This window comes from Mesorhizobium opportunistum WSM2075 (assembly GCF_000176035.2).
Classification (GTDB): Bacteria; Pseudomonadota; Alphaproteobacteria; order Rhizobiales; family Rhizobiaceae; genus Mesorhizobium; species Mesorhizobium opportunistum.
In genome coordinates this window covers 1,965,804-1,991,911 of sequence record NC_015675.1, presented here as the reverse complement: position 1 = coordinate 1,991,911, position 26,108 = coordinate 1,965,804, and the positions used below count along the sequence as shown (strand labels likewise).

Genomic DNA, 26,108 nt, shown 5'->3' with positions numbered 1-26,108 from the left:
CCATGTCGCAATTCACGGTACAGCCGCTCCTGGACACCGGCACAGTCAGGGTGCGCGACATCGTCTGCAGCGGCGAATGCCGGCACCGGAGCGACGAAGAGTGCAGCGCGGCCACGCATCTGGTGTTTCCCTATCGCGGAGTCTTCGTGCGCCATGTCGGGCGCAACGACGTCGTCGCTGAGGCCAATCAGCTGCTGTTCTTCAACGCGGCTGAGGCCTATCAGGTCAGCCATCCCGTCGAAGGTGGCGATGCCTGTCTCGACCTTGTGGTGGAGGAAGGCCAATTGCGGGAACTGGCGCCGAAGGGGCAGTTGCGCGCCGGCGACCGCCTAGCGTTCCGCCGCCAGCGCCGGCGCATCGACCCGCGCGCGCAGGCTCTGGTGGCGTTGCTGCGCCATAGCCTCAGCCGCAATGTCGCCGAGCCCTTGGAAGCCGAGACGCTCGCCTTGACGCTGGTGCGGCGCTCGCTCGGCGAACACACCTCGCATGTCGCGGGCGCCAGCCCTGGACGGCAGAAATTGGTCGACCGCGCCAAGCTCGTCCTGTCCTCGGACCTGTCGCGGCGCTGGAGGCTGGCCGAGATTGCCGCCGACGTCGGCGTCTCGCCGGTCTACCTGACGCAAGTCTTCCAGCAGGTCGAGGCGATGCCGCTCTATCGCTATCACCTGCGCCTGCGGCTGGCGCGCGCGCTCGACCTGCTCGGCCGCTACGACAATCTGACCACGCTGGGCATGGATCTTGGCTTCTCCAGCCACAGCCATTTCAGCTCGACGTTCAGACAGGTCTACGGGCGCACCCCAGCGGAATTCCAGCGCTCGATCGGGTCGCGCTGATTGAATCGCGTCAAAGAAGGCGCCGAAATATCAGCCGCGCAGGGCAGCCATGGCGGCCGCGTGAAGCTCCGGCGTTGCCGCCGCCAGCACATCGCCGCCCTTTTCCGCCGGTCCGCCGTCGAAGGTGGTGACGACACCGCCCGCCTTCTCGATGATCGGGATCAGCGCCACGATGTCGTAGGGCTGCAATCCGGGATCGGCGACAATGTCGACGCTTCCGGAGGCGATCATGGCGAAGGCGTAGCAATCGGCGCCGTACCGGGCGAGCTGGATCTGCCTCTCGAAGGCGTCATAGCGATTGCGCGCCTCGCCTTTGAACAGCGCCGGTGTGGTGGTGAACAGGGTTGCCTCGGAAAGCTTCGTCGTCTTGCGGGTCGAAAGCTTGCGCGGCCCTCCCGGCCCCTCATAGTGCGAGCCGGATGCATTGGCATAGAACAGCTCGCCGGTGAAGGGTTGCGCCATCATGCCGGCGACCGCGTCCCCGTCGACCGTCAGCCCGACCAGCGTCCCCCATACCGGCAGGCCTGAGATGAAGGCGCGCGTGCCGTCGATCGGATCGATCACCCAGACATGCCTGCTGGAGATATTTTCGCTGCCATGCTCCTCGCCAAGGATGCCATGGTCGGGATACTCGGCCGAGATCAGCGCCCGGATGGCGCGCTCGGTCTCGCGATCGGCTTCGGTGACCGGATCGAAACTGCCCTTTTCCTTGTTGGCGACAGCCCCTTGGGCACGGAAGCGCGGCAAGGTCTCCGCCGCTGCCGCCTGCGCGATGCGGCGCATGAAATCGATGCTGATGTCCAACTGATTCTCCCGCATACGGCATGCCCGAATAGGGCTCTGCCGCCACTTTCCTGCTAAAACAAGCCCGTCCATCGATTTATCCGCTGCCGCGACTGTTGCCGGAATGTCACGCCAGCGTCATCGAAAGGCAGTTTCCACATCACTCTGAATTAAAAAAGCCTGAACGTCGCTTGACATTTGTGCAGCGCACAATACCCTCAATCTCGGACAGGTTCTCCTGTCCATGCCCTCCTTGGGCGTTTCCTCCCTAGACTTCGACCGTATCGTGAAAACGATGCGGTCTTTTTTTACGCCGCAAATCCTGAGCTGCCCATCCGGTGCGCGATCTCACTCCGCGGCCAGCGGCAGGTCGATGAAATGATGGTCGGGCATCGCCATCAGATCGGCCGAAAATCGCGTCAAATCATCCGCCAGCGCATCAAAGCCGGCCGCCTTCTCGAATGTCCGCTCGTTCATGTAGAGCCCGCGATTGACCTCGATCTGCAGTGCATGCAGATGACGCGCCGGGCGGCCATAGTGCTCGGTGATGAAGCCGCCTGCATAAGGCTTGTTGTGGGCGACGGTGTAGCCCATGGCGCAGAGCAGGCCGATCGCGGTTTCGGTCAGGGCAGCGGTGGCCGAGATGCCGAAACGGTCGCCGATGATGAAGTCCGGCCTCAGGCCGTTGTCGCCGACACGGATGCTCGCCGGCATCGAATGGCAATCGATCAGCACCGCAAAGCCGAAACGGGCATGGGTTCTCGTCAAAAGCCGCTTCAGTGTTTCGTGATAGGGCTTGTAGACGGCCTCGATGCGGGCGACCGCTTCTGCGAGCGGCAAGCGGCCGGAATAGATGTCGAGCCCCTCGCCAACCAGCTTGGGTACCGTGCCGAGCCCGCCCGCCACCCGCGCCGAGCGGATGTTGCAGAAGGACGGCACCGGCTCGGCGAACATGCGCGGGTCGAGTTCCCAGGGCTCGCGATTGACGTCGAGATAGGCGCGCGGGAAATTTGCCGCCAGCATCGGCGCGCCCAGCGCCACCGCGCCCCCGAACAGCTCATCGACGTAGCAATCCTCCGAACGGCGGATGGCGTTGCGGTCGAGCCTTGCCATGGCAAGGAAGCGTTCGGGATAGTAGCGGCCGCTGTGTGGTGAGTTGAAGAGGAAGGGAACGCGCTGTTCGGCGCCCGATCGGATTTCGAAGGGTGAAACGACCGAAAAATCCTCGGCTGCCGTCTTCAATTTGAACGAACCCGAAAGCACCAGTGCATCATGATATGAAACTGCCACCTTGCCGGCCGCATGTCCAGCATTTCGGCGGCCTCACCGCTTACCAAATGTGGGTCTTCCTCGTCCTCGTTCACTTGATGTTTACCCTCACCTCCTCATATACAGGATGGTTAACGGGCCTGCCCCACGGCAGTCTCGGGCGGGTGATTCGGACGGGACATCATGGCACGCATTCTTCTGGCGGAAGACGACGACGATATGCGTCGGTTCCTCGTCAAGGCGCTGGAGCGCGCTGGTTATCAGGTCAGCGATTTCGACAATGGCGCCAGCGCCTATGAGCGCCTGCGCGAGGAACCGTTCTCGCTGCTGTTGACGGACATCGTCATGCCGGAGATGGACGGCATCGAACTGGCACGGCGCGCCACCGAGATCGATCCCGACCTCAAGGTCATGTTCATCACCGGTTTCGCCGCCGTTGCGCTGAACCCGGATTCCAAGGCGCCGAAAGACGCCAAGGTGCTGTCGAAGCCCTTCCACCTGCGCGATCTCGTCAATGAGGTCGAGAAGATGCTGCAGGCGGCCTGAGCCGCCTTCGGCCAAGGCATCGCCGCTGCGGCGAGACGACGCCTTCTTTCCTTTTTCCTGCTATTGACGCGCTGGATCAAAAATGGTGTATGCGCGGCTTCGGATGGGCGTGTAGCTCAGCGGGAGAGCACTGCATTGACATTGCAGGGGTCACAGGTTCAATCCCTGTCACGCCCACCATCCTTTCAAAGACTTAGCCAACTCCCTGACGACGTGGCTTATCGACCGTGTTGGCCGACACGCCGAGCGCGCCGGCCGCTTCCCAAATCGATGCCTGCGAGCAAGGCTGGTTGCATGGCCAGCAGCGCGATGTGCGCTGGCCGAGAAAGGCAACCTTCGGCCGGATCCGCACCGTGCCGCCCGTGGTGCGGACCCACACACTGGGAGGTTGTAAATGGGACAAGGATCTCTTTTTCCTTAAGTGGAACCTAATATACAGGCGCTCAGTTTCAGTAGTGCAGCAACCCCCTCCGCTGCGGCCAGGAGAATTCACTCTTGGTCGGCCCGCATCGTCCCAACCCGGCGGTGCGGGCTCATTTTGTTTGAAACCGTACTTCCTCGGTAAAGTTCAACGGAGCTCCAGATGCGGAGCGGATCACTGCAACGGCAATTTTTGGCCGATCAAGGAACTTGTTTTCGAGATTGGAGTTTGGAAGCCGCTTGGGTTCCCTCACCAAGCAGAACACGGGAAAGGCCCGTCACTGCTTCCTCAGTGGCGGGCTTTTTTCGGGGCTTGGACGCGTGCCTACGGCGCCTGAACTCGGCAAGCCCCACCCGTATCCGCTGGCCTTCGGCAAAGGCCGGTGGCGAACGATTCCAAATCGAATGAACGGCTAAGTTCATGGTCGTCGGCCACTATGCGCATGAATCATTCCGGCAGGCCTCGACCACTTCAACGCGCGCCGGCGTCCCATTTGAATTTGCGCTTTCCATTGCAGGCTCCTTGGAAAGCAATGGCAAAGGGAATTGTTGGGTCGAAGCCGGGCGTCGCAAGGCTATGTATAACAGCTGCCCGCTTGCTGAAGGACAGGGCGCCGCCGCTAGTGCGCTACCTATTCAGGTCTCCGGTTCGACAACGAACGATGCTGCGATCAGATCGTCGCCAGCAATCTGCCCGCGCCCGTCATCCATGATCGCTGCGACCTTTTGGAAGGTTCTTATTTCGGTCTCGGTTATGCGAGCTGCCCGCACTCTCGCCTGGAGATCAACCAAGCGCGCCTCGAGGGCTTGAGATGTTTCGACTTCAAGGTTCATCATCTTCACTTGTCCGGTTGAGTGGCGACCGACATGCACTGCCCGCCGCCATGGGGTGGCGGCGGGAGTGGTAGTTCGAAGTTCAGTCGTAGACTTTGACAATCTTGCGGGTGCCTGGGTCCACCAGAACCGTGTGGTTGTCGACCATCACGTAGCGGTATTTGACGTTGGGGATCTCATGAAGTTCAACCGTGTCCGGCAGAGCCGTTCCGACGTTCAGTTCCACACCAGGAACCTTCACGGAAGCAAGTGGCTGCTTCTTCACGTATTCGCGCACGACGGTGTCCTGCTCCGGCGTGATGACAACGTCCTGTGCCGCAACTGCGCCGACGCCGGCTAAAAGCAGTAGCGCCGCAGCGCTGCTGGTAAGGTGCATTCTCATGGTTTTCTCCTCTTATAGTCCGGGCGACAGCACGACCGGCTGCGCGCCAGCCGTCCGAACACCTCGTCCGGCCAAACGTTCCGCTGCCGGGCTTCAGGCTGAAACAGGATAGGACCAAAGTCCGGCCGCAAAACGCAATGGTCTTGCCTCTCGGGACTGGTCGGAACGGCATACGTCCGGCGTAGTTGCCTCTCCAAATCGGAGAAAGCAGATGGATAGGAGTGTTGGCCAAGCGCGGTGGTTGCTCGCACCGGTTTTCGCGACGGCCGTCACCTTTCTGGTGATCGGCATAGCTCTTGGCTGACATGTCGTGGATCGGCACAGCTACGTCCCTTCCTGTGCTGACAGGACCCGCGAGCCGCTTAGGGCAGCTGGCGGGTCCTCTATTATCTGGTGAGCAAAGGACAATGACATTGATCCAGAAATCGAATGAAGGTGGCAACGCGAACGACCCTGCGAATGACAATGATCAGCCTGTATTGCTGGACGCTGTCTCCTTGACCGACGAGGAAAATATTGCCGATCTTGTCAGACGAACCGAGCGCACTGCTCTTTGGGTGGTTCTAGGAATGGGCGGCTGGTTGATGTTAGTCCCCGCTATCTACGTTGTACTGACCCACGGAATATGAAGGCAACAACTGCGCCCGCCGTAGGGGCATTGCTCAACGAGCGGCGCCATCCGAGACCGACTGTGGAAGCGGATCCAAGCACGTGGGGCCGGCGCCGAAGGTCATGAAGCGGCCGGCAACACAATGGGTCAGCCCGGCATCGTCGACCGCATTAAGCACTTGCGCGGAAAGGAAGATTTGCGGCACGCTTCACTGCAGGAATTTCGGGAGGAAGATCATGCCGATTCGACGGAAGGCGACTGAGGTAGGTATTTTTGACGCTTCAGAGATAGCTCTCCTCGGGCGGGTCTTTGATAGGCTCAAGCTTGATGGCCAGTTGGCCGATGCACGCGACGCAATCGCATCCCGCATTATAGCAAACTACATGGCGGGTGTGGTCGACGAGGACGAACTCGCCTCGCTTTCGAAACAGCCGTTGGGGCGCTAACAATGGCAGTCGCCAAGAAGGATCAAGAGTGCGCCAACTACGCCTGAATGTACTGCGTTACAAGCGCGGGAACATGGCAAAGAACGCGTCCTGCCTGATATCTGCCGACGTCTTGCTAGAAGCCTTTGACGACGTTCTTGTAGGAGTGCGATCGGCTCGATCATCCCAGCGTGGTCATTGAAAACGGCGCATGGCTGGAGAAGTGCCCAGGATCTCACTTCTTGTCGGCGAGCGATACCGTCCGCTCGTAGTAGCCGTTGGCCGGGATGAGACAGCGCTTTGAAGGATCGTTGGACATCCCAAAAACCTGTCCAGACAGCCCCGCCTGACTCCCGGTCGGCGGGGCTTTTCCATGCGTTTCAACTCACCATGCGTTCAACTCGCTAGAACGAGTGGCCGTAACCACGCGGCCTGGCTTTCGGCCCCGGCGAACTTTCCGCTGGATTTGCGGCCAATTTGGCGAAGCGCCGGTCTCTTAGCTGCAGGAACTTCTCCTTTGCCATGGGCTCGTCGCGCTCATCATCATCCGCGGCCATTCGGCCATACGTCGCGGCAATTACATAGTCGGCTTTGTTGGTTCGATAGTCTTCTTTTCGCACAGACATCGTTTCCTCCCGATCCGCGGCCTTTTCCCTCCTTTTGGCCTGACGGAGGAATTAACTGCCGGTGCGCCGCGCGAGTCTACCAATTGGGGATTGTATTAAAACGGTACACGCCACGTCGGGGCGGCCCCACGCAGCGGCTCCGATCGCCGAGATCACAAATCACCCCATGCGGGGATACTTCTGGTCGATCCCGCTGGGCTCAGAAACCCGCGACCGCGCACAGGCTCTTCATCCTGGATACGGCCAGGTCGGGATCGGCCAGCAGGCCTGCCTGGTCGGCAAGGCGAAAGATATCGGCATAGTGGCGGATGCCACGCGCCGACTGCATGCCGCCGACCATCGTGAAATGGTCTTGATGGCCGTTCAGCCAGGCCATGAAGACGATGCCGGCCTTGTAGTACTCGGTCGGTGCCTCGAAGATCTTTCGCGACAGCGGCACCGTCGGCGCCATCAGCGCGTCATACCCGGCGCGGTCGCCCTCGGCGAGTTTCGCCAGGGCGGCATTGGCGACCGGTGCGATGGCGTCGAAAATGCCGAGCAGCGCGTGCGAATGACCATGGCCGTCTCCGGCGATCAGTTCGGGGTAATTGAAGTCGTCGCCGGTGAACATCACGACCCCATCAGGCAGCCGGTTGCGCAGCGCGACTTCCTTGCCGGCATCGAGCAGCGAGATTTTTATGCCTTCGACCTTGCCGGCATGACGCTCGATGATGGCGACCACAGTATCGAGCGCTGTCTCGAAATCGCTGCTGCCCCAATAGCCTTTCAAGGCCGGGTCGAACATGTCGCCCAGCCAGTGCAGGATCACCTTGCCGGACGTCTGGCTCAAAAGGCGGTCGTAGACGCGCGCATAATCTTCCGGGCCCTCTGCGACAGCCGCCAGTGCCCGGCTCGCCATCATGATCACCTTGCCGCCTTGGCCTTCGATGAAAGCGAACTGCTCTTCATAGGCGGCGATCACATCGTCTGGTGTCCGGGCCGCCGCCGGCGCCAGATGATCGGTGCCGGCGCCCGAAGCGAGGTCGGCGCCTTCGACGGTCCGCGCTTCGGCGATCGAGCGGCGGATCAATTCCTGCGCATTTGCCCAGTCGAAACCCATCCCGCGCTGCGAGGTGTCCATCGCCTCGGCGATACGGAAGCCGAGCCGCCACAGATGATGGCGGAACGCCATCGTCCGCTCCCAGTCGACCGCCGGCCGCGACCATGGATCGGTCATCCCGAGTGGATCGGCAACGACATGCGCCGCCGCATAGGCAATGCGCGAAAACCGCGCGCCGATCATCGGCCGCACCGGCTGGCCGACAAGCGCATAGGGGCTGCTGCGGCCACCCTCACCAGGCAAGGCTATGTCCATCGATCTCTCCCTGTAATCGCGCCTATTAAATGGAACGTTCCAATAAATCAAGAACCTTTAAGATTCGAGATTCACCTCCCTCGGATTGCTGCAACGCAGCACGATAGCTCTGCAATTACAGGGCCTACGGCGTCGGATTATCGATATTCGGGAATCCAAAAATTCCCGATTGACTCCCGATTGGAGCAGTGATTAGAACGTTCCAATAGAATTGACAGAAATTGGGGAGGAGGCATCAGGATGGCCAGCCGGGCCAAGGCGACGATCTTCGACATCGCCCGCGAGGCGGGCGTGTCCAAATCGACGGTGTCGCTCGTACTCCAGGGCAGCGGGCTGATCCGCCCCGAGACCGCGGTCAAGGTGCGCAAGGCGATCGAGGACGTCGGCTATGTCTACAACCGCGGCGCCGCCAATCTGCGCAAGGCCCACTCCAACGTCATCGGCATGGTCATCAACGACCTCACCAATCCGTTCTTCGCCGAACTGGCGGTCGGCATGGAGCGCGTCTTCCAGTCCGCCGGCATCGTGCCTTTCATCGCCAATACGGCGGAAAACCCGGTGCGTCAGGAAGAAGTGCTGAAATCGCTGATGGAACAGGGCGTCGCCGGGCTCATCGTGTCGCCGGCGCGCGGCACGACCCCGGGGGCATTCCGGCGGCTGGAAATGGCCGGCGTTCCGATTGCCTTCGCCATGCGCCGGCTGCCTGAGAGCCGCATTCCGGTGATTGCTCCCGACAATCATCGCGGTGCCTATCTCGCCGCCGCCCATCTCATCGGCAAGGGACATCGCCGGTTGGCCTTCTTCGGCGGCTCGTCAGACCTCGTGGTCTATCATGACCGGCTGGGCGGCTTTCGCGAGGCCTGCGAGACGCTCGGGATAGATACGCGTGACATGCTCGTCATCGAAGGTGAGACAAGCCGTCGGGGTGGCATCGCTTGCCTGGAAACCGCGCTTGCAATGGCTGAACCGCCGAGTGCGGCCCTGTGTTTTAACGATGCGGTCGCCTTTGGCGCCATGCTGGCGCTGCGCAAGCGTGGACTTGAGCCGGGACCGGATTTCGCCGTCGTCGGCTTTGACGATGTGACGGAAGCCGAACACTACATGCCTGCGCTGACCAGCGTCGCAGTGGACAGCGCCGGCCTCGGCGAACGCGCCGCCCATGTCATGATCAAGATGATCCAGTCGCGCACCACACGTGCCGAGGATCATATCGGGGCGGTCAATCTCGTGGTCAGGGAAAGCTGCGGTCCAGACCGCCGCGCCAGAAACAGGTGGTCGGGAACGGGAGGCGCCGCATGAGCCTCAAATGGGGACTGATCGGCGCCAGCACGATCGCCAGGCAATTCATGGTCAACGCCATCCGCGTGCAGGCCGATGGCAAGATCGCGGCGGTGATGAGTTCCAGCCCGGAGCGGGCCCAAGCCTATGCCGTGGAAAACAACATTGCGCTTGCGGTCTCGACGCTTGACGAGCTGCTCGCCGAGGATATCGACGCCGTCTACATCTCGACCACCAACGAATTGCACCTGGAACAGGCGCTCGCCGCGATCAGGGCGGGCAAGCACGTGCTGTGCGAAAAGCCGCTGGCACTGACGAGTGCCGATGCGCGCACGATGGTCGCTGCCGCCAGGGCGGCCGGCGTCGTGCTCGGCACCAACCACCACCTGCGCAACGCCGGCGCGCATCGTGCCATGCGCGAGGCCGTCGCCGCCGGCCGCATCGGCAGGCCGATCGCGGCGCGTGTCTTCCACGCCGTCTACCTGCCCGAAAACCTGCAGGGCTGGCGCATCGCCAGGCCCGAGGCGGGCGGCGGCGTGGTGCTCGACATCACAGTGCACGATGCCGACACGCTGCGCTTCGTGCTCGGCGACGATCCCGTCGAGGTTTCGGCTTTCACACAGTCCGCCGGCATGGCCGGCAGCGGGCTGGAGGATGGCGCCATGTGCATCTGGCGCTTCAAGTCCGGCCTCATCGCGCAGTCGCATGAAGGTTTCACCACCAGCTATGCCGGCACCGGCTTCGAGGTGCATGGCTCGGAAGGTTCGCTGATCGCCAGCAATGTGATGACGCAGAAGCCGGTCGGCACCGTGATGCTGCGCACGGCAGGCGGCGAGGAGGAGTTGAGCTTCGACCACGAGGATCTCTACGTCAGGTCCGTGCGGCGGTTCCATGCCGCGATCCACGGCGACGGCCAGCCTGCCGCCACCGGCGAGGACGGCATCTGGTCGCTCGCCTCGGCCGAGGCGGCATTGCAATCGGCCAGCTCCGGCAAGGCCGTCGAGATCGACCCGAAACTCGGGAGCACGAAGTGAGCAAGGTCGTTTCAGCGGCGCAGGCAGCCGGTCTGATCAAGGATGGGATGACGGTGTCCGTGTCCTCGTCGAGTGGCCTCGGTTGCCCGGACGCCGTGCTCGCCGCCATCGGTGAGCGCTTCGACGGGGAAGGCCACCCGAAAGATATCACCACGCTGCACCCGATCGCCGCGGGCGACATGTATGGCATCAAGGGCATCGACCATCTGGCAAAGCCTGGCCTTTTGAAGCGCACCTTGTGCGGCTCCTATCCATCCGGTCCCTCCTCTTCCGAACCGCCGCGGATCTGGAAGATGATCGGTGACAATTCGGTCGCCGCCTACAACGTGCCGTCCGGCATCCTGTTCGACATGCACCGCGAAGCCGCCGCCAAGCGGCCGGGCGTGCTGACCAAGGTCGGGCTCGACACCTTCGCCGACCCGCGCCATCAGGGCTGTGCCATGAACGCGGCGGCCAGCGAACCGATCGTCTCGGTGCAGCAGTTCGATGGCGAGGAATGGCTGTATTTCCGCTCGATCGTGCCCCACGTCTCGATCATCCGCGCCACCACGGCGGATGAGCGCGGCAACCTCACCTATGAACACGAGGGCGCCTATCTCGGCGGCCTCGAACAGGCACTCGCCGCCCGCAACAATGGCGGTGTCGTCATCGCGCAGGTCAAGCGCGTCGTCGAAAACGGCACGCTCAAGCCGCATGACGTGCGCGTGCCGGGCGTGCTGGTCGATCACATCGTCGTCGCGCCCGACCAGTTGCAGACGACGCTGACGCATTACGACCCGGCCATATCAGGCGAGATCTTCCGGCCGTTGTCGACCTTCCGCAACGCCGAGATGAACGTCCAGAAGGTGATCGCCCGCCGCGTCGCCATGGAGTTGCGCGACGGCATGGCCGTCAACATCGGTTTCGGCATCTCCGCCAACGTTCCGCGCATCCTTCTGGAAGAAGGCCAGCACGGCAAGGTCACCTGGGTGATCGAGCAGGGCGCGGTCGGCGGCGTGCCGCTGCTCGACTTCAAATTCGGCTGCTCATCGAATGCCGACGCCTTCATGCCCTCGCCGCACCAGTTCATCTATTTCCAGGCCGGCGGCTTCGACGCTTCGCTGCTCTCCTTCCTGCAGATCGACCGCCATGGCTCGGTCAACGTCTCGAAACTGTCGGCGCGGCCGCACGTCACCGCCGGCGCCGGCGGTTTCGTCGACATCACCGCACGCGCAAAAAAGATTGTTTTCTCGGGCTTCTTCAATGCCGGGGCAAAACTGTCATTGGCCGAGGGCGGCATCCGCATCGACGCTGAGGGCAAGGTCAAGAAGGTGGTCAACGAAGTCGAGCACATCTCCTTCTCCGGCAAGCGCGCGGTCGCGCAAGGACAGGACATCACCTATGTCACCGAGCGCTGCGTGATGAAGCTGACGCCTGACGGGTTGATGGTGACGGAACTGGCGCCGGGCATCGATCTCGAGCGCGACGTGCTGGGGCAGTCGGAGATCGCGCTCGGTGTCGCCAACGACCTGAAGGTGACGCCGTCAGCACTCTATCACAACCAGCCGATCGGCCTGTCGCTCAATGGCGGCGCCTCGCTCGGAGGCGCGCATGGCTGAACGCCTCGTCACCTTCGAGCAGGACGGCGCCATCGGCATCGTCACCTTGCGCCGCCCGGAGAAATTCAACGCGCTGGATATTCCGATGCTTCGCGCGCTCGAAACAGTGCTCGATGAAGCGGAGGCGGCCGACGACGTTCGCGTCGTGCTCATCCGCGGCGAAGGCAAGGGCTTCTGTGCCGGTGGCGATGTCGAGGCGTGGGCCCAGATGGGCGCCGCCGATTTCCAGGTGCAATGGGTGCGCTACGGCCACCGCGTCTTCGACCGGCTGGCGCGGCTGCGGCAACCGACCATCGCCGTGCTGTCGGGCCACGCGCTGGGCGGCGGGCTGGAACTGGCGGCGGCCTGCGATTTCCGGGTCGCGGAAACACAGGTGAAATTGGGCTTCCCCGAAACCTCCATCGGCGTCGTGCCCGGCTGGTCCGGTACGCAGCGCGCCGTGCGGCGCTTCGGCGCGCAGACGGTGCGTCGCATGGCGTTGGGCGGCGAGGTTCTCCTTGCTCCTGAAGCGTTGGCCCTGGGCGTGGTCGACCGGGTGGTCGAAACCGGCAAGGCACTCGCCGAGGCCAAGGCCTGGGCCGAGAAGATCGCCGAGCGCGGTCCGCTGGCGACGGAAGCGGCCAAGCTGATGATCGCGATTGCCGAAGGTGAGGAAAGTGCCGCCGCGACCGAAGCGCTGGCCAGCGGCTTCATTGCGCTGACCGGCGACCTCAAAGCCGGCGTCGGCGGCTTCAAGGCCAGGCAGAAACCGGCATTTTCAAGATCCTGAGGATTCACGACCCACGATGAACGCGCCTCTCAACATCGCCATGCCCACCGAGGCTTCCGCAGCGCCGAAGACCTATCGGCTGCTGATCGATGGCAAACATGTCGATGCCCGCGACGGCAGGACGCTGGAACGCAACAGCCCCGGCCATGGCTTCACGGTTTCGCGTTACGCGCAGGCCGGCGAGGCCGAGGTGGAAGCGGCGATGCAAGCCGCGCACAGGGCGTTCGAGACCGGTCCCTGGCCGCGCATGAAGGCGGCCGAACGCGCCGCGCTCCTGCACAAGGCGGCCGACCTGATCGAAGCTCGGCTTAAAGACATTGCCCGTCTCGATGCGCTGGAATCCGGCAAGCCGATCGCCCAGGCCCGCGGCGAGATCGGCGGTGCCGTCGACATCTGGCGCTATGCCGCATCGCTGGCCCGCACGCTGCATGGCGAGAGCTACGCCAATCTCGGCGACGCCATGCTGGGCGTCGTGCTGCGCGAACCGATCGGCGTCGTCTCTATCATCACGCCGTGGAATTTCCCGTTCCTGATCGTCAGCCAGAAACTGCCCTTCGCGCTCGCCGCCGGCTGCACGGCCGTGGTCAAGCCGAGCGAGATGACCTCGGCCTCGACCTTCGTGCTCGGCGACATCCTGATCGAGGCCGGCCTGCCTGCCGGCGTCGTCAACATCCTCGCCGGCCTTGGCGGCGATGTCGGCGCACCGATGGTCAGCCATCCCCTGGTCGAGATGGTGTCCTTCACCGGCTCCACCCGCGTCGGCAAGATGACCATGGCTTCCGCCGCGCAGTCGCTGAAGAAGGTCTCGATGGAGCTCGGCGGCAAGAACGGCCAGATCGTCTTCCCCGATGCCGATCTCGAAGCCGCGGCCGACGCGGCGGTGTTTGGCGGCTTCTTCAATGCCGGTGAATGCTGCAATGCCGGCAGCCGGCTGATCGTGCACGAGGCGATCGCCGAGGATTTTCTGGCCGCCGTAAAGGCACTTGCGGCCAAGGTGACAGTCGGCGATCCGCTCGACGACCGAACCAAGGTCGGTGCGATGATCTCGTCGGACCACCTGGCCAAGGTGACCGGTTACGTTACGGCAGCGGCAAGCGACGGCAGCAGCATCTACAGCGGCGGCAAGCAATTGGCCTCCAATGCCGGCCAATACCTCGACCCGACCATCATCCGCGGCGTCACCGATGACATGGCAATTGCGCGTGAGGAAGTGTTCGGTCCGGTGCTTTCCGTGCTGACTTTTGAATCGATTGAAAAGGCGTTGCACATCGCCAACAACACGCCCTATGGTTTGTCGGCCGGCGTGTGGACCGCCAGCATCGACACTTGCATGTCGGTGGCGCGTGGGGTGCGTTCGGGGACGGTTTGGGTGAACACATTCATGGAAGGTTATCCCGAGCTGCCTTTCGGGGGCTACAAGCAGTCCGGTCTCGGACGCGAACTCGGCAAGCGCGCCGTCGAGGATTATACAGAGGAAAAGACAATCCAGTTTCATCGCGGCCGGCGCACCGGATGGTGGGTCGGCTGAGTTGGGAAGGACCCGGTGGGCTTCCACCGGTCGTGTAATGCAACAAGGGAGGAAGTACATGTTGCGCAAACTGCTTATCGGAACGGCTCTCGCATCGGGGCTCGCTTTCGCGGCCCATGCCGAGGACGTCAAGGAAGTGCAGATGCTGCATTGGTGGACGTCGGGTGGCGAAGCGGCTGCCCTCAACGTCCTCAAGGGCGATCTGGCCAAGGAAGGCTATGCCTGGAAGGACGTGCCGGTGGCCGGTGGCGGCGGCGACGCTGCAATGACCGCGCTGAAGGCGATGGTCGCGGCGGGCAATTATCCGACCGCCTCGCAGATGCTCGGCTACACCGTGCTCGACTATGCCGCTGCCGGCGTCATGGGCGACCTGACCGAGACGGCGAAGAAGGAAGGCTGGGACAAGTCGGTTCCGGCGGCCCTGCAGAAGTTCTCTGTCTATGACGGCAAGTGGGTCGCGGCTCCAGTCAACGTCCACTCGGTCAACTGGCTGTGGATCAACAAGGCCGTCATGGACAAGATCGGCGGCGCCGAGCCGAAGACTTTCGACGACTTCGTTGCGCTGCTCGACAAAGCCAAGGCGGCAGGCGTGATCCCGCTCGCTCTCGGCGGCCAGAACTGGCAGGAAGCCACCATGTTCGACTCGGTCGTGCTGTCGACCGGCGGACCTGAGTTCTACAAGAAGGCTTTCAACGACCTCGACGACGCGTCGCTCAAGTCCGACACGATGAAGAAGTCGTTCGACAACCTCGCCAAGCTCGTCACCTATGTCGACCCGAATTTCTCGGGCCGCGACTGGAACCTTGCCACCGCCATGGTCATCAAGGGCGATGCCCTGGTGCAGGTCATGGGCGACTGGGCCAAGGGCGAGTTCCACGCCGCCAAGAAGACCCCGGGCACGGACTTCCTGTGCTATCGCTTCCCGGGCACCGACGGCTCGGTGATCTACAACTCCGACATGTTCGGCATGTTCAACGTTCCGGACGACCGCAAGGCCGCCCAGGTCGCACTGGCCACCGCCACCCTGTCGAAGAGCTTCCAGTCGGCCTTCAACGTCGTCAAGGGTTCCGTTCCGGCCCGTACCGACGTTCCGGACACCGACTTCGACGCTTGCGGCAAGAAGGGCATCGCCGACCTGAAGGCCGCCAATGAAGGTGGCACGCTGTTCGGTTCGCTGGCCCAGGGCTACGGCGCGCCTCCGGCAGTCGCCAATGCCTACAAGGACGTCGTCTCCAAGTTCGTCCATGGTCAGATCAAGACCTCGGACGAAGCCGTGACCGAGCTGGTCAAGGCGATCGACGACGCCAAGTAGGCGCTACGCCAGAAAACACCTTCCCCGCTTCGGCGGGGAAGGTTTTATCTCAACGATTGGCCGGCTCAACAGCATGCCGACCGAAGACCCGTATGCACGGGCCGCCTTGCCGCCTGACGGCAGAGCACGGACGACCCAAAACGGGAGGAGCTCATGAGCACGGTAGCGACAAGCCAAATCAAGCTGACGCCGGAGCACACCAGGCCACGCGCCTCGGTGCGCTCGCGCCTGCAGGACGCCTTGCCGAAGATCGTGCTGGCGCCGAGCTTCGCCATCACCATCGTCTTCGTCTACGGCTTCATCCTGTGGACGATCTATCTGTCCTTCACCAACTCCAAGACCTTCCCGTCCTATGTCATCACCGGCTCGCGCGCCTATCAGCGGCTGTGGGGCTGGACCTTCGACACCGACCCGCCGTCGAGCTGGTACACGTCGATCACCAACATGGGTATTTTCGGCTTTCTCTATATCCTGATCTGCCTGGCGCTCGGCCTGTTCCTGGCCATCCTGCTCGACCAGAAGATCCGCGGCGAAGGCGTGCTGCGCCCCATCTACCTCTATCCCATGGCGCTCTCCTTCATCGTCACCGGTGTCGCCTGGAAATGGTTCCTCGATCCGGGTCTTGGCCTCGAGCAGACGTTGCACCAGTGGGGCTGGACGAGCTTCCATTTCGACTGGATCAAGAACAAGGATTTCGTCATCTACACCGTGGTCATTGCCGGCGTCTGGCAGGCTTCCGGCTTCATCATGGCGATGTTCCTGGCCGGCCTGCGCGGCATCGATGGCGAAATCATGAAGGCGGCGCAGATCGACGGCGCCACCACCTTCCAGCTCTATCGCCGCATCGTCATTCCGCTGCTGCGGCCGATCTTCCTGTCGGCCTTCATCGTGCTCGCCCACCTTGCCATCAAGTCCTATGACCTTGTCGTGGCGCTGACCTCCGGTGGACCCGGCGGCTCGGCCTGGCTGCCATCCAACTTCATGTACGAGTACACTTTCAAGCGTAATGAGATGGCTGTCGGCTCGGCAAGTGCGGTGATCATGCTGATGACCATCGTCGCCATCATCGTGCCCTATCTCTATTCCGAACTGCGGGAGAAGCCGCGATGAGCGCTGTCACCACTCCCGCCCGCCAAGCCTCCGGCGGCGTCAATGTCAAACTCGTCAACCGCATCGTCATCTATGGGCTGCTGGCGCTGTTCGCGCTGTTCTACCTGATGCCGCTGTTCGTCATGCTGGTCACCTCGTTCAAGACCATGGACGAGATCCAGAACGGCAACATGCTGGCGCTGCCCAAGGCGCCGACCTTCGATCCATGGCTGAAGGCCTGGGGCGAGACCTGCGTCGGCCTCACCTGTGCCGGCATCAAGGGCTATTTCTGGAACTCCATCAAGATGGTGGTTCCGGCCGTCATCATCTCGACGATGCTCGGAGCGCTGAACGGCTACGTGCTGACCAAATGGCGGTTTCGCGGCGCCACGCTGGTGTTCGGGCTGATGCTGTTCGCCTGCTTCATCCCGTTCCAGTCGGTGCTGTTGCCGATGGCCACGATCCTCGGCAGCCTCGGCCGCTTCGGCGTGACGCTGCAGAATTCGATCGGAACCAGCTTCGGGCTCGGCAATCCGACCGTAAACCTGGTCTTCGTCCACGTCGTCTACGGTCTCGGCTTCACCACCTTGTTCTTCCGCAACTATTACGAAGCGTTCCCGACGGAATTGGTGAAGGCCGCCCAGGTCGATGGTGCGTCCTTCTTCCAGATCTTCCGCCGCATCATGCTGCCGAACTCGATGCCGATCTTCGTCGTCACCGTGATCTACCAGTTCACCAACATCTGGAACGACTTCCTGTTCGCCTCCGCCTATGCCGGCACCGGCGACTCGATGCCGATGACGGTGGCGCTCAACAACGTCGTCAACACCTCGACCGGCGTCGTCGAATACAACGTCAACATGGCGGCGGCGATGATCGCCGCACTCCCAACCCTTCTCGTCTATGTGCTCGCCGGCCGCTATTTCGTGCGCGGTCTCATGGCCGGCGCCGTCAAAGGATAATCCGATGGCTTTTCTGGAAATTGATGGTCTGAGGAAGCGCTTCGGCCAGGTCGAGATACTCAAGGGGATCGACCTCGAGCTGGAAAAGGGCGGCTTCCTGGTGCTGGTGGGCCCGTCCGGCTGCGGCAAGTCCACGCTGCTCAACACCATTGCCGGGCTGGAGACGATCACCTCGGGCGAGATCCGTGTCGACGGCCGCGCCATCAACGATCTCCACCCTTCGAAGCGCGACATCGCCATGGTGTTCCAGAGCTACGCGCTCTATCCGAACATGACGGTGGCCGGCAACATCTCCTTTGGCATGGAGATGCGCGGCGTGCCGGCGGCGGAGCGCCAGAAGGCGATCGACAAGGTGGCCAAAGTTTTGCAGATCGGGCACCTGCTGCAGCGCAAGCCGAGCCAGCTTTCAGGCGGCCAGCGCCAGCGCGTCGCCATGGGGCGGGCGCTGGTACGCGACCCCAAGCTGTTCCTGTTCGACGAGCCTTTGTCCAACCTCGACGCCAAGCTGCGCGTCGACATGCGCATCGAGATCAAGCGCCTGCATGCCACCACCGGCACCACAATCGTCTACGTCACCCACGACCAGATCGAGGCGATGACGCTGGCGACCAAGATCGCCGTCATGCGCGACGGCGAGGTGCAGCAGTTCGGCACGCCGGCCGAGATCTACAACAACCCCAGCAATTTGTTCGTTGCCGACTTCATGGGCTCGCCGGCGATGAACCTGATCCCGGCGACCATCTCCACCTCAGGCAATGCACTGTCCGTTGTGCTGCAGCGCGAGGCGCGCGAGCCCATCACCTTGCCGATGGCCAGTGCCCCGGCGGGCCTGTCGGCTTTCCAGGGCAAGCCGATCATTTTCGGCGTTCGCCCGGAGGCACTGACCGATCCGGAGGGCGCCGAGCGAAACGCCTCGAACATCGCCACCGCTGACCTGCACATCGAAGTGGTCGAGCCGGCTGGTTCCGACACTTTCGCCGTCACCAATCTCGGCGGCAAGGGCGTGGTGGCGCGGCTGCGTGCCGACGCCAACATCCAGCCGGGCACCAGCACGCCACTCGCCTTCAATCTGACCAAGGCGGTATTCTTCGATCCGGCGACCGAAAACCGCATCCTCTGAGCGAAATGACAAATCCCGATATCGTCATCATCGGCTCCGGCATTGGCGGCTCGACAATTGCTTCCGGCCTGGCCGGCAGCGGCGCCTCGATCCTGATGCTGGAGCGCGGCGACCCCTTGCCGGCAACGCCGCATGCGCGCGATACGCGTTCCATCTTCGTCGACGGCCACTACCGGCCGAAGGAGATGTGGCGCGAGGCCGGTGGAGCGGCCTTCAACCCTGGTAATTACTATTATGTCGGCGGCAATTCGAAATTCTACGGCGCGGTGCTGATCCGCTATCGCAGGCAAGATTTTTCGGCCATGGAACATTTCGGCGGCGTCTCGCCGGCCTGGCCGTTTTCCTATGACGAGTTCGAGCCCTGGTATTCCAAGGCGGAGCAGCTGTTTCGCGTCCGCGGCGCACTGGGCGAAGATCCGACCGAGCCGTTCCACTCGGTCCCCTATGCCTATAAGCCGGTGCCCGACGAGGCGCCGATCGCGCGCGCCCGCGCCGAGCTCAAGGGACTGGGCCTGCATCCCGCCTCGCTGCCGCTCGGCGTCGATATCGACACTTGGTTGAAGGAAGGCAAGACCGGCTGGGACGCGTTTCCCAACACCGGCCAGGGCAAGGTCGACGCGCAGACCGGACCGCTGACGGCGGCACTGACGGACACCAATATCCGGCTCGAAACTGGCTGCTATGTCGAATACCTGGAGACCTCGGCCGACGGCAAAACGATTGCTGCCATCCACTATCGGCAGAATGGCGAGCTGAAAAAGGTCGCGCCGAAGCTGGTGATCCTGTCCGCCGGCGCGGTCAATTCCGCCGTTATCCTGCTGCGCTCGCCGTCTTCCGATGGCAAAGGCCTCGCCAACAGCTCCGACCAGGTCGGCCGCAATTTCATGAACCACAATTCGAGCGCCATGCTGGCGATCGATCCGCGCCGCCGCAACGATGCCGTCTACCAGAAGACGCTGATGCTGAACGATTACTACCTGTCCGACGGCAAGGGCGGCAAACCTCTGGGCAATGTCCAGCTGCTCGGCAAGATCGACGGCAATATGCTGAAGGCCAACGTGAAGTCGATGCCGAAATTCGCGCTCGACTTCATGGCCGGCCACGCCGTCGACTGGTACCTGATGTGCGAGGACCTGCCCGATCCGGAAAGCCGCATCATGGTCGACGGCAAGGACATCGTCATGCAGTGGCGGCGCTCCAACATGCAGTCGCTCGACGGACTGACCAAGGTGATGCGCGAAAACTTCCGCGCCTGCGGTTACCCGATCGTGCTGTCGCGCCCCTTCGACAAGCGCACCCCCTCGCACCAGTGCGGCACGGTCAAGATGGGCGACGATCCGGCGACCGCGCCGCTCGATCCGTTCTGCCGCTCGTTCGACCACCACAACCTGTTCGTCGTCGACGGCAGCTTTTTGCCCAATTCGGCCGCCGTAAACCCGGCGCTGTCGATCGCGGCGCAAGCGCTGCGGGTAGCTGATCACATCCGCAAGGCTGGCCTCCAATGACCCGCCCGGCGGCCCTTGTTACGGGCGGCGCGCGCGGCATTGGGCTTGCCTGTGCGGAGGCACTGGCCGATGCCGGCTTCGACATCCTCGTTGCCGATCTGGCCGAGAAAGCCGCAGACGGGCTGGCCGGGAACATCACCGCACGCGGCGCGAAATTCGCCTACACGCAATGCGACATCGCAGACCTCGACACCCACACAGCACTTGTCGATGGCGCGCTACGCTCCTTCGGCCGCATCGACTGCCTCGTCAACAATGCCGGCGTCGGCGCCGTCGTTCGCGGCGATTTGCTGGATCTGAAACCGGAGAATTTCGACCGCACGCTCGGCATCAACCTGCGCGGCACCGTGTTCCTCAGCCAGGCCGTCGCCAAGGCGATGCTGGCCGCACCAGGCGACGGCCCAAAATCGATCATCACCATCACCTCGGTCAGCGCCGAAATGGCGTCGCCCGAACGCCCGGACTACTGCATCTCCAAGGCCGGGCTTTCGATGTGGGTGAAGAACCTTGCGCTCCGGCTCGCTCCGGAAAACATCGGCGTGTTCGAGGTGAGGCCGGGCATCATCCGCACCGACATGACTGCAGGCGTGACCGCCAAATACGACGCCCTGATCGACGGTGGACTGGTGCCGGCAAAGCGCTGGGGCGAAGCATCAGACATCGGCGCCGTGGTGGCGACGCTTGCCGCCGGCAAGCTCGGCTTTTCGACCGGCTCGATCATCAATGTCGACGGCGCCCTTTCGGTGCCGCGGCTGTAAGTGGACAGTGTCATGACCGACTACATCATCGTGGGCGCCGGCCCGGCCGGCTGCGTTCTGGCCAACCGGCTGAGCGAGGACCCGGCCAATTCCGTGCTGCTGCTGGAGGCCGGTGGCAAGGACTGGCATCCCTATATCCATATGCCGGCGGGCTTCGCCAAGATGACCAAGGGCATCGCGTCCTGGGGCTGGTCGACCGTGCCGCAAAAACACATGAAGGACCGCGTCTTCTGGTACACGCAGGCCAAGGTGATCGGCGGCGGTTCCTCCATCAACGCCCAGATCTACACGCGTGGCAATGCCCGCGACTATGACGCCTGGGAGAAGGAAGAGGGTCTTGCCGGCTGGGGCTATCGCGACGTGCTGCCCTACTTCAAGCGGGCCGAGAACAACCAGCGCTTTGCCAACGACTTCCACGGCGACCAGGGCCCACTCGGCGTGTCGAACCCGATCTCGCCGCTGCCGATCTGCGAGGCCTATTTCCGCGCTGGCCAGGAGATGGGCATTCCCTTCAACCCGGATTTCAATGGCGCTGCCCAGGAAGGCGTCGGCTATTATCAGCTCACCCAGAAGGATGCCCGGCGTTCCTCCGCTTCGGTGGCCTATCTCAAGCCGATCCGCGCCCGCAAGAACCTGACCGTCAGGACCGATGTGCTGGTGATCCGCATCGTCGTCGAGAACAGTCGCGCCATCGGCGTCGAGATCGTCGACAGGCCAGGCGGCGAGAAGAAAATCTTGCGCGCCGAGCGCGAGGTGATCGTCTCGTCCGGCGCCATCGGCTCGCCGAAGCTGCTGATGCAATCGGGCATCGGCCCGGCCGATCATTTGAAGTCTGTCGGCATCACGCCGGTTCACGACCTGCCCGGCGTCGGCTCCAACATGCAGGATCATCTCGATCTGTTCGTCATCGCCGAATGCACCGGCGACCACACCTACGACAATTACGCCAAGCTGCACCGCACCGCCTGGGCCGGCCTGCAATATCTGCTTTTGAAAAAGGGGCCGGTTGCCTCCAGCCTGTTCGAGACCGGCGGCTTCTGGTACGCTGATCCGACCGCCGCCTCGCCCGACATCCAGTTTCATCTCGGTCTGGGCTCGGGCATCGAGGCCGGCGTCGAGAAGCTGAACAATCCCGGCGTAACCTTGAACTCGGCCTTCCTGCGGCCACGCTCGCGCGGCACGGTGCGGCTGAAGAGCGCCGACCCGGCCGACCATCCGCTGATCGATCCGAACTACTGGTCCGATCCCTACGACCGCGCAATGTCGATAAAGGGCTTGAGGCTCGCGCGCGAGATCATGCGGCAGAAGGCGCTTGCTCCCTACGTGCTGCGCGAGGTGCTGCCCGGCCCTTCGCTCGCCAGCGACGACGAGCTGTTCGACTATGCCTGCCGCGCCTCCAAGACCGATCACCATCCTGTCGGCACCTGCCGCATGGGCCATGACGACATGGCCGTGGTGGCGCCGGACCTGCGGCTGCGCGGCATCGAAGCCCTGCGTGTCTGTGACGCTTCGGTGATGCCGCGCGTGCCCTCCTCCAACACCAACGCACCGACCATCATGGTCGGCGAGAAGGGTGCCGACCTGATACTCGGCCGCGAGCCCTTGCCGCCGGCTGTGTTTTCCGGCAACCGGGCTGCTTAGGAGCAAAAGATGATCAGGCACTGTGTCTTCGTCAAATTCCGCAACGATGTCGGTATCGGTGAACACAAGGCGATCCATGCCGACCTCGAGGCGTTGCGCCAGGTGATCGACGGCATGGACACCGTCCATTTCAGTGCCAATGTCAGCCCGGAGCCGTTCGCGCGCGGCTTCAGCCATGGCTTCACCATCGATTTCCGCGATGCCGCCGCGCGCGACGCCTATCTGGTGCATGAAGCGCATCAACGGGCCGGGGCCCGGCTGGTCGCCGCACTGGAAGGCGGCACCGACGGGTTGATGGTCTTCGACCTCGAGCTTACGAAAAAGTGACCGCTTAGCCTTTCGAAGGCCGGCTGAATGCTGTTCTCTTTTGCCAATCGGGCGACATATCGTTCCTTTGGGGGATACAAAGGAGGACGCCTTGAACCTCACTGCCGAGCAGAAGAAAACCGTCCTGGCCTCGTTCCTGGGGTGGACGCTGGACGCTTTTGATTTCTTCCTGCTGACATTCCTGCTCACCGATATCGCGAGTGAATTCCAGACAGACGTCCCGGCGGTCTCAAAGGCACTGTTCCTGACCTTGGCGATGCGCTTCATCGGCGCGTTCTTCTTTGGCATGCTCGCCGACAAATACGGGCGCAAGCCCATCCTCATGCTCAACATCGTCAGCTACTCGGTGATCGGCGCGCTCGCCGCCTTCTCGCCCAGTCTCGGCATCTTCCTGGCGCTGCGTGCACTGTTCGGCATCGCCATGGGCGGCGAATGGGGGCTCGGCAGTTCGCTCGCCATGGAATCCGTCCCGCCGAGTGCACGCGGCTTCGTCTCGGGCATCCTGCAATGCGGCTATCCAGCCGGCTACCTGCTGGCGGCCGTGGTCTATGGCCTGCTCTATCAGCAGACGATCGCCGGTTACACGATCGGCTGGCGCGCCATGTTCCTGCTCTCCTTCATCCCGGCGCTGATCGTGCTCTTCATCCGCTCGCATGTGCCGGAATCGCCGGCCTTCGTCGAGGCGCAGAAGACCGCCAGGCCCGGCATGCTGGAAACGCTGCGCAAGCACTGGGGTATTGCGCTCTATGCCGTCGTGCTGATGATGTTCTTCAATTTCTTCAGCCATGGCACGCAGGATCTCTATCCGACCTTCCTGAAGAAGCAGCATGGCTTCGATCCGCATACGGTGAGTTGGATCACCATCGTCGCCAACATCGGCGCCATCGTCGGCGGCCTGGCGTTCGGCGCGTTGTCCGAGAAGATCGGCCGCGTCAACGCCATCACGCTCGCCTGCCTGATAGCGCTGCCGTCGATTCCGCTATGGGCCTACAGCTCGACACCGTTCATGCTCGCCGTCGGCGCCTTCGTCATGCAGGTCGCCGTCCAGGGCGCATGGGGCGTCATCCCGGTGCATTTGAACGAGCTGTCGCCCGGCGCGGTGCGCGCGACCTTGCCCGGTTTCATCTACCAGGCCGGCAATCTGGCCGCGTCTTATGGCGGCCCGTATCAGGCCGGCATCGCCGAAGCGCCCGGAGGCAGCTATGGCTACGCACTGGCGCTGTTTGCCGGCGTGGTCGCCATCTGCATCATCGTCGTCATCCGCTTCAGTCCCGAACGGCGCGGCCAGGTCATGACGGTGCTGGACCACGAGGTCAGCCGAGTCTGAGCGCCACCACACCGGCGACAATGCTGAGCGCGGCCGCGCCGCGCCAGCCCGTCATCTTCTCGCCGAGCGCGAAGACCGAGATCATCATGGCAAACAGGATCGAGGTCTCGCGCAGCGAGGCCACCGAGGCGATCGGCGCCTTGGTCATCGCCCACATCACGATCCAGTAGGCAGCGCCGCTGAGCACGCCTGTGAACAGTCCGGTCTTCCAGTCGCGCGCCAGAACAGGAAGCGCCTTGGGACCCCGGAAGATCAGGCACAGCACCAGGGCGCCAAAAGCATCGCAAATGAACAGCCAGGCGGCATAGCTCTGCGCGGTGGCCGCCAGCCGCGCGCCGCTGCCGTCCGACAGCGTGTAGCTGGCGATGAAGATCGATGTGCCGAGCGCAAAACCGACCGCGCGCAGGTTCAGCTTCTCCAGATGCGCGCCGCCGCGAAACGACATCACCAGCGTGCCGGCCGACAACAGGAAGATGCCCAGAATGGCAAGCGGCGCCGGCACTTCGGCAACGACGAACATGCCGCCGAGGGCTGCCAGCAAAGGTGCCGTGCCGCGCGCCAGCGGATAGGTCTGGGCGAAATCGCCGGCCTGGTAGGCGCCGATCAGGAAGGTGCGGTAGCCCATGTGAAAGAAGACCGAGGCGACGATGTAGGGCCATACTTCTGCCTTCGGCACCTCGACGAAGGGCAATACCACCAGGCCCGCGACACCCATGCCCAGCGTCATCAGCGTGATCGACAGGAAACGGTCGAGATGGACCTTGACCAGCGCGTTCCAGATCGCGTGCATGGCGGCGGCGGCAAGCACCACGAAGAAGACGAACAGGGTCATGCACAGCTCATGTGGCGATGCCCGGCGTCTCCAGATCGATGTCGATCCGCAGCGGAAAATGATCAGACGCAACCTCGCCGATGTCGGCGCCAACCGAGCGCACGCGGCCCGCGAACATGCCGCCGACAAAGCAATGGTCGAGCCGGCGGTTCGTCAGTTTGCCGTCGATGGTCTTCACATGAGTGTGGAAATCCCGGGTGTGGAAATCCAGGACCGGCTCGCTGGCGACAGCGGCTGCGTCAACGAAGCCGTCCAGATAGGCGGCACCGCGATGATAGGGCGTGCTGCCGACGATGCGGCGGTATTCCGCGCTGCCCGGCTCCATGTTGAAATCGCCCATCCAGATCGCCGCCAGCGGATTTTCCGGCTCGGCCTCGCCGCTGGTCCAGTTGCGCGACGGCTCGTCGTCGGCGCCGCTCCACGGGCCACCCTCGGAAGGCGCCCGGCGGTGTTGGGCGAGCAGATAGTCGATCTGCTCCAGCCGCTCCTCCGCCGCGATGTGGGCGAGGTGCAGCGACAGCACCCGCAGCGGCCCGGCCGGTGTGCGGATCATGCATTCGAGTGCAGCGTTGCGGGTGTTGAGCGGCCGCAGCGTACGCCGCATCGGCAGCGCGTGAAGCCGCGACCAGGCGATCGGCAGCTTCGACAGCACCATGGTGCCGAACTGCCGGCGCCGATTGACCAGGCGGCCGTCGCGCCGCTCGCTGGCGTCCATGTCGAAGGCCGGTCCATAGACCCAATGATAATCCGGCAGCAGGCGTGAAAGCAGTTCGGGCTGGTCGTCGAAATTGCTGCGCTGCCAGTGCCGCTCCACCTCTTGCAGCGCAATGATGTCGGCGCCGGCAACGATCCGCGCCGCGCGCGAAAGATCGTAGCGGCCGTCGCTGCCGAACCCGTACTGGATGTTGTAGCTGACCAGCTTCATTGCTTATCCGGCTCAATTTCG

26 protein-coding genes and 1 tRNA gene are annotated in these 26,108 nt (G+C 63.1%); 19 read left to right on the top strand and 8 right to left on the bottom strand.

What is annotated here, in order from left to right; translation table 11 throughout:
• Nucleotides 1-2 precede the first annotated feature (2 nt).
• Complete coding sequence (locus tag MESOP_RS09550; RefSeq protein WP_013893120.1) at nt 3-833, top strand: helix-turn-helix transcriptional regulator; 831 nt, start codon at nt 3-5, stop codon at nt 831-833.
• A gap of 30 nt (nt 834-863) precedes the next feature.
• Here MESOP_RS09550 and hisN read toward each other — a convergent pair whose 3' ends face one another.
• Nucleotides 864-1,637 carry a histidinol-phosphatase gene (gene hisN / locus MESOP_RS09545; RefSeq protein ID WP_013893119.1) on the bottom strand — a complete coding sequence of 258 codons (774 nt, stop codon included), beginning with the start codon at nt 1,635-1,637 and terminating at the stop codon, nt 864-866.
• Nucleotides 1,638-1,964: 327 nt separating this feature from the next.
• On the bottom strand, nt 1,965-2,906 hold the full coding sequence (locus MESOP_RS09540; protein ID WP_013893118.1) for an N-formylglutamate amidohydrolase: 942 nt from the start codon (nt 2,904-2,906) through the stop codon (nt 1,965-1,967).
• A gap of 162 nt (nt 2,907-3,068) precedes the next feature.
• Here MESOP_RS09540 and cpdR point away from each other — a divergent pair, with 162 nt between their 5' ends.
• Both cpdR and MESOP_RS09530 read left to right on the top strand, forming a co-directional pair.
• On the top strand, nt 3,069-3,431 hold the full coding sequence (cpdR, locus tag MESOP_RS09535; RefSeq protein WP_006199474.1) for a cell cycle two-component system response regulator CpdR: 363 nt from the start codon (nt 3,069-3,071) through the stop codon (nt 3,429-3,431).
• Between the two features lie 105 nt (nt 3,432-3,536).
• A tRNA-Val gene (locus MESOP_RS09530) sits at nt 3,537-3,611 on the top strand.
• An 876-nt stretch (nt 3,612-4,487) separates the two neighbouring features.
• Here MESOP_RS09530 and MESOP_RS09520 read toward each other — a convergent pair.
• Together MESOP_RS09520 and MESOP_RS09515 are read right to left on the bottom strand one after the other, a co-directional pair.
• Nucleotides 4,488-4,688, bottom strand: coding sequence for a hypothetical protein (locus tag MESOP_RS09520; RefSeq protein ID WP_013893117.1), 201 nt, complete (start codon nt 4,686-4,688; stop codon nt 4,488-4,490).
• Nucleotides 4,689-4,767: 79 nt separating this feature from the next.
• Nucleotides 4,768-5,067 (bottom strand): DUF1236 domain-containing protein, encoded by a 300-nt coding sequence (locus MESOP_RS09515; RefSeq protein ID WP_013893116.1) that lies wholly within the window; start codon nt 5,065-5,067, stop codon nt 4,768-4,770.
• 407 nt (nt 5,068-5,474) lie between these two features.
• On the opposite strand from MESOP_RS09515, the gene MESOP_RS09510 reads away from it, so the two are divergent.
• Together MESOP_RS09510 and MESOP_RS09505 are read left to right on the top strand one after the other, a co-directional pair.
• Nucleotides 5,475-5,696, top strand: coding sequence for a hypothetical protein (locus tag MESOP_RS09510; protein WP_013893115.1), 222 nt, complete (start codon nt 5,475-5,477; stop codon nt 5,694-5,696).
• A 217-nt stretch (nt 5,697-5,913) separates the two neighbouring features.
• Nucleotides 5,914-6,123, top strand: coding sequence for a hypothetical protein (locus MESOP_RS09505; RefSeq protein WP_013893114.1), 210 nt, complete (start codon nt 5,914-5,916; stop codon nt 6,121-6,123).
• A gap of 383 nt (nt 6,124-6,506) precedes the next feature.
• On the opposite strand, the gene MESOP_RS09500 is transcribed toward MESOP_RS09505, so the two are convergent.
• A complete protein-coding gene (locus MESOP_RS09500; RefSeq protein WP_013893113.1) occupies nt 6,507-6,728 on the bottom strand; it encodes a hypothetical protein in 222 nt (73 codons plus the stop codon).
• Nucleotides 6,729-6,927: 199 nt separating this feature from the next.
• On the bottom strand, nt 6,928-8,082 hold the full coding sequence (locus tag MESOP_RS09495; protein ID WP_013893112.1) for a dihydrodipicolinate synthase family protein: 1,155 nt from the start codon (nt 8,080-8,082) through the stop codon (nt 6,928-6,930).
• 240 nt (nt 8,083-8,322) lie between these two features.
• On the opposite strand from MESOP_RS09495, the gene MESOP_RS09490 reads away from it, so the two are divergent.
• The 14 genes from MESOP_RS09490 to MESOP_RS09425 all read left to right on the top strand — a co-directional run bounded on the left by MESOP_RS09490 (nt 8,323) and on the right by MESOP_RS09425 (nt 24,330).
• Entirely contained in the window at nt 8,323-9,381 is a 1,059-nt protein-coding gene (locus MESOP_RS09490; RefSeq protein ID WP_013893111.1) for a LacI family DNA-binding transcriptional regulator, read from the top strand.
• Nucleotides 9,378-10,394: a Gfo/Idh/MocA family protein gene (locus MESOP_RS09485; protein ID WP_013893110.1), complete on the top strand. Its 1,017-nt coding sequence runs from the start codon at nt 9,378-9,380 to the stop codon at nt 10,392-10,394. Before MESOP_RS09490 ends, MESOP_RS09485 begins: the two co-directional genes overlap by 4 nt.
• Nucleotides 10,391-11,992 (top strand): acyl CoA:acetate/3-ketoacid CoA transferase, encoded by a 1,602-nt coding sequence (locus MESOP_RS09480; protein WP_013893109.1) that lies wholly within the window; start codon nt 10,391-10,393, stop codon nt 11,990-11,992. The genes MESOP_RS09485 and MESOP_RS09480 overlap by 4 nt, the downstream gene beginning before the upstream one ends.
• A complete protein-coding gene (locus MESOP_RS09475) occupies nt 11,985-12,761 on the top strand; it encodes an enoyl-CoA hydratase/isomerase family protein (protein ID WP_013893108.1) in 777 nt (258 codons plus the stop codon). The genes MESOP_RS09480 and MESOP_RS09475 overlap by 8 nt, the downstream gene beginning before the upstream one ends.
• Before the next feature lie 16 nt (nt 12,762-12,777).
• Complete coding sequence (locus MESOP_RS09470) at nt 12,778-14,289, top strand: aldehyde dehydrogenase family protein (protein ID WP_013893107.1); 1,512 nt, start codon at nt 12,778-12,780, stop codon at nt 14,287-14,289.
• Nucleotides 14,290-14,347: 58 nt separating this feature from the next.
• Entirely contained in the window at nt 14,348-15,601 is a 1,254-nt protein-coding gene (locus tag MESOP_RS09465) for an ABC transporter substrate-binding protein (protein ID WP_013893106.1), read from the top strand.
• Between the two features lie 153 nt (nt 15,602-15,754).
• Complete coding sequence (locus MESOP_RS09460; RefSeq protein WP_013893105.1) at nt 15,755-16,711, top strand: carbohydrate ABC transporter permease; 957 nt, start codon at nt 15,755-15,757, stop codon at nt 16,709-16,711.
• Nucleotides 16,708-17,652 (top strand): carbohydrate ABC transporter permease, encoded by a 945-nt coding sequence (locus MESOP_RS09455; protein WP_013893104.1) that lies wholly within the window; start codon nt 16,708-16,710, stop codon nt 17,650-17,652. The genes MESOP_RS09460 and MESOP_RS09455 overlap by 4 nt, the downstream gene beginning before the upstream one ends.
• 4 nt (nt 17,653-17,656) lie before the next feature.
• Nucleotides 17,657-18,772: an ABC transporter ATP-binding protein gene (locus MESOP_RS09450; RefSeq protein WP_013893103.1), complete on the top strand. Its 1,116-nt coding sequence runs from the start codon at nt 17,657-17,659 to the stop codon at nt 18,770-18,772.
• Nucleotides 18,773-18,777: 5 nt separating this feature from the next.
• A complete protein-coding gene (locus MESOP_RS09445; RefSeq protein WP_013893102.1) occupies nt 18,778-20,277 on the top strand; it encodes a GMC oxidoreductase in 1,500 nt (499 codons plus the stop codon).
• A complete protein-coding gene (locus MESOP_RS09440) occupies nt 20,274-21,035 on the top strand; it encodes a 3-ketoacyl-ACP reductase (RefSeq protein WP_013893101.1) in 762 nt (253 codons plus the stop codon). Before MESOP_RS09445 ends, MESOP_RS09440 begins: the two co-directional genes overlap by 4 nt.
• 12 nt (nt 21,036-21,047) lie before the next feature.
• A complete protein-coding gene (locus MESOP_RS09435) occupies nt 21,048-22,676 on the top strand; it encodes a GMC family oxidoreductase (RefSeq protein ID WP_013893100.1) in 1,629 nt (542 codons plus the stop codon).
• 9 nt (nt 22,677-22,685) lie between these two features.
• Nucleotides 22,686-23,003: a Dabb family protein gene (locus MESOP_RS09430; RefSeq protein WP_013893099.1), complete on the top strand. Its 318-nt coding sequence runs from the start codon at nt 22,686-22,688 to the stop codon at nt 23,001-23,003.
• 91 nt (nt 23,004-23,094) lie between these two features.
• Nucleotides 23,095-24,330: an MFS transporter gene (locus MESOP_RS09425; RefSeq protein ID WP_013893098.1), complete on the top strand. Its 1,236-nt coding sequence runs from the start codon at nt 23,095-23,097 to the stop codon at nt 24,328-24,330.
• Here the strand turns inward: MESOP_RS09425 and MESOP_RS09420 are convergent.
• Together MESOP_RS09420 and MESOP_RS09415 are read right to left on the bottom strand one after the other, a co-directional pair.
• Nucleotides 24,317-25,162, bottom strand: a complete 846-nt coding sequence (locus tag MESOP_RS09420) for an EamA family transporter (RefSeq protein ID WP_013893097.1) — start codon at nt 25,160-25,162, stop codon at nt 24,317-24,319. The genes MESOP_RS09425 and MESOP_RS09420 overlap by 14 nt on opposite strands.
• A gap of 7 nt (nt 25,163-25,169) precedes the next feature.
• Complete coding sequence (locus tag MESOP_RS09415) at nt 25,170-26,087, bottom strand: endonuclease/exonuclease/phosphatase family protein (RefSeq protein ID WP_013893096.1); 918 nt, start codon at nt 26,085-26,087, stop codon at nt 25,170-25,172.
• Nucleotides 26,088-26,108: the final 21 nt, after the last annotated feature.

Excerpts from the sequence above, each read along its gene's own strand:
- MESOP_RS09550 (WP_013893120.1), top strand. The coding sequence starts at position 3 with ATGTCGCAATTCACGGTACAGCCGCTCCTGGACACCGGCACAGTCAGG.
- cpdR (WP_006199474.1), top strand. The coding sequence starts at position 3,069 with ATGGCACGCATTCTTCTGGCGGAAGACGACGACGATATGCGTCGGTTC.
- MESOP_RS09520 (WP_013893117.1), bottom strand. The coding sequence starts at position 4,688 with ATGATGAACCTTGAAGTCGAAACATCTCAAGCCCTCGAGGCGCGCTTG.
- MESOP_RS09515 (WP_013893116.1), bottom strand. The coding sequence starts at position 5,067 with ATGAGAATGCACCTTACCAGCAGCGCTGCGGCGCTACTGCTTTTAGCC.
- MESOP_RS09510 (WP_013893115.1), top strand. The coding sequence starts at position 5,475 with ATGACATTGATCCAGAAATCGAATGAAGGTGGCAACGCGAACGACCCT.
- MESOP_RS09505 (WP_013893114.1), top strand. The coding sequence starts at position 5,914 with ATGCCGATTCGACGGAAGGCGACTGAGGTAGGTATTTTTGACGCTTCA.
- MESOP_RS09500 (WP_013893113.1), bottom strand. The coding sequence starts at position 6,728 with ATGTCTGTGCGAAAAGAAGACTATCGAACCAACAAAGCCGACTATGTA.
- MESOP_RS09495 (WP_013893112.1), bottom strand. The coding sequence starts at position 8,082 with ATGGACATAGCCTTGCCTGGTGAGGGTGGCCGCAGCAGCCCCTATGCG.
- MESOP_RS09490 (WP_013893111.1), top strand. The coding sequence starts at position 8,323 with ATGGCCAGCCGGGCCAAGGCGACGATCTTCGACATCGCCCGCGAGGCG.
- MESOP_RS09485 (WP_013893110.1), top strand. The coding sequence starts at position 9,378 with ATGAGCCTCAAATGGGGACTGATCGGCGCCAGCACGATCGCCAGGCAA.
- MESOP_RS09475 (WP_013893108.1), top strand. The coding sequence starts at position 11,985 with ATGGCTGAACGCCTCGTCACCTTCGAGCAGGACGGCGCCATCGGCATC.
- MESOP_RS09470 (WP_013893107.1), top strand. The coding sequence starts at position 12,778 with ATGAACGCGCCTCTCAACATCGCCATGCCCACCGAGGCTTCCGCAGCG.
- MESOP_RS09465 (WP_013893106.1), top strand. The coding sequence starts at position 14,348 with ATGTTGCGCAAACTGCTTATCGGAACGGCTCTCGCATCGGGGCTCGCT.
- MESOP_RS09460 (WP_013893105.1), top strand. The coding sequence starts at position 15,755 with ATGAGCACGGTAGCGACAAGCCAAATCAAGCTGACGCCGGAGCACACC.
- MESOP_RS09455 (WP_013893104.1), top strand. The coding sequence starts at position 16,708 with ATGAGCGCTGTCACCACTCCCGCCCGCCAAGCCTCCGGCGGCGTCAAT.
- MESOP_RS09450 (WP_013893103.1), top strand. The coding sequence starts at position 17,657 with ATGGCTTTTCTGGAAATTGATGGTCTGAGGAAGCGCTTCGGCCAGGTC.
- MESOP_RS09445 (WP_013893102.1), top strand. The coding sequence starts at position 18,778 with ATGACAAATCCCGATATCGTCATCATCGGCTCCGGCATTGGCGGCTCG.
- MESOP_RS09440 (WP_013893101.1), top strand. The coding sequence starts at position 20,274 with ATGACCCGCCCGGCGGCCCTTGTTACGGGCGGCGCGCGCGGCATTGGG.
- MESOP_RS09435 (WP_013893100.1), top strand. The coding sequence starts at position 21,048 with ATGACCGACTACATCATCGTGGGCGCCGGCCCGGCCGGCTGCGTTCTG.
- MESOP_RS09430 (WP_013893099.1), top strand. The coding sequence starts at position 22,686 with ATGATCAGGCACTGTGTCTTCGTCAAATTCCGCAACGATGTCGGTATC.
- MESOP_RS09420 (WP_013893097.1), bottom strand. The coding sequence starts at position 25,162 with ATGACCCTGTTCGTCTTCTTCGTGGTGCTTGCCGCCGCCGCCATGCAC.
- MESOP_RS09415 (WP_013893096.1), bottom strand. The coding sequence starts at position 26,087 with ATGAAGCTGGTCAGCTACAACATCCAGTACGGGTTCGGCAGCGACGGC.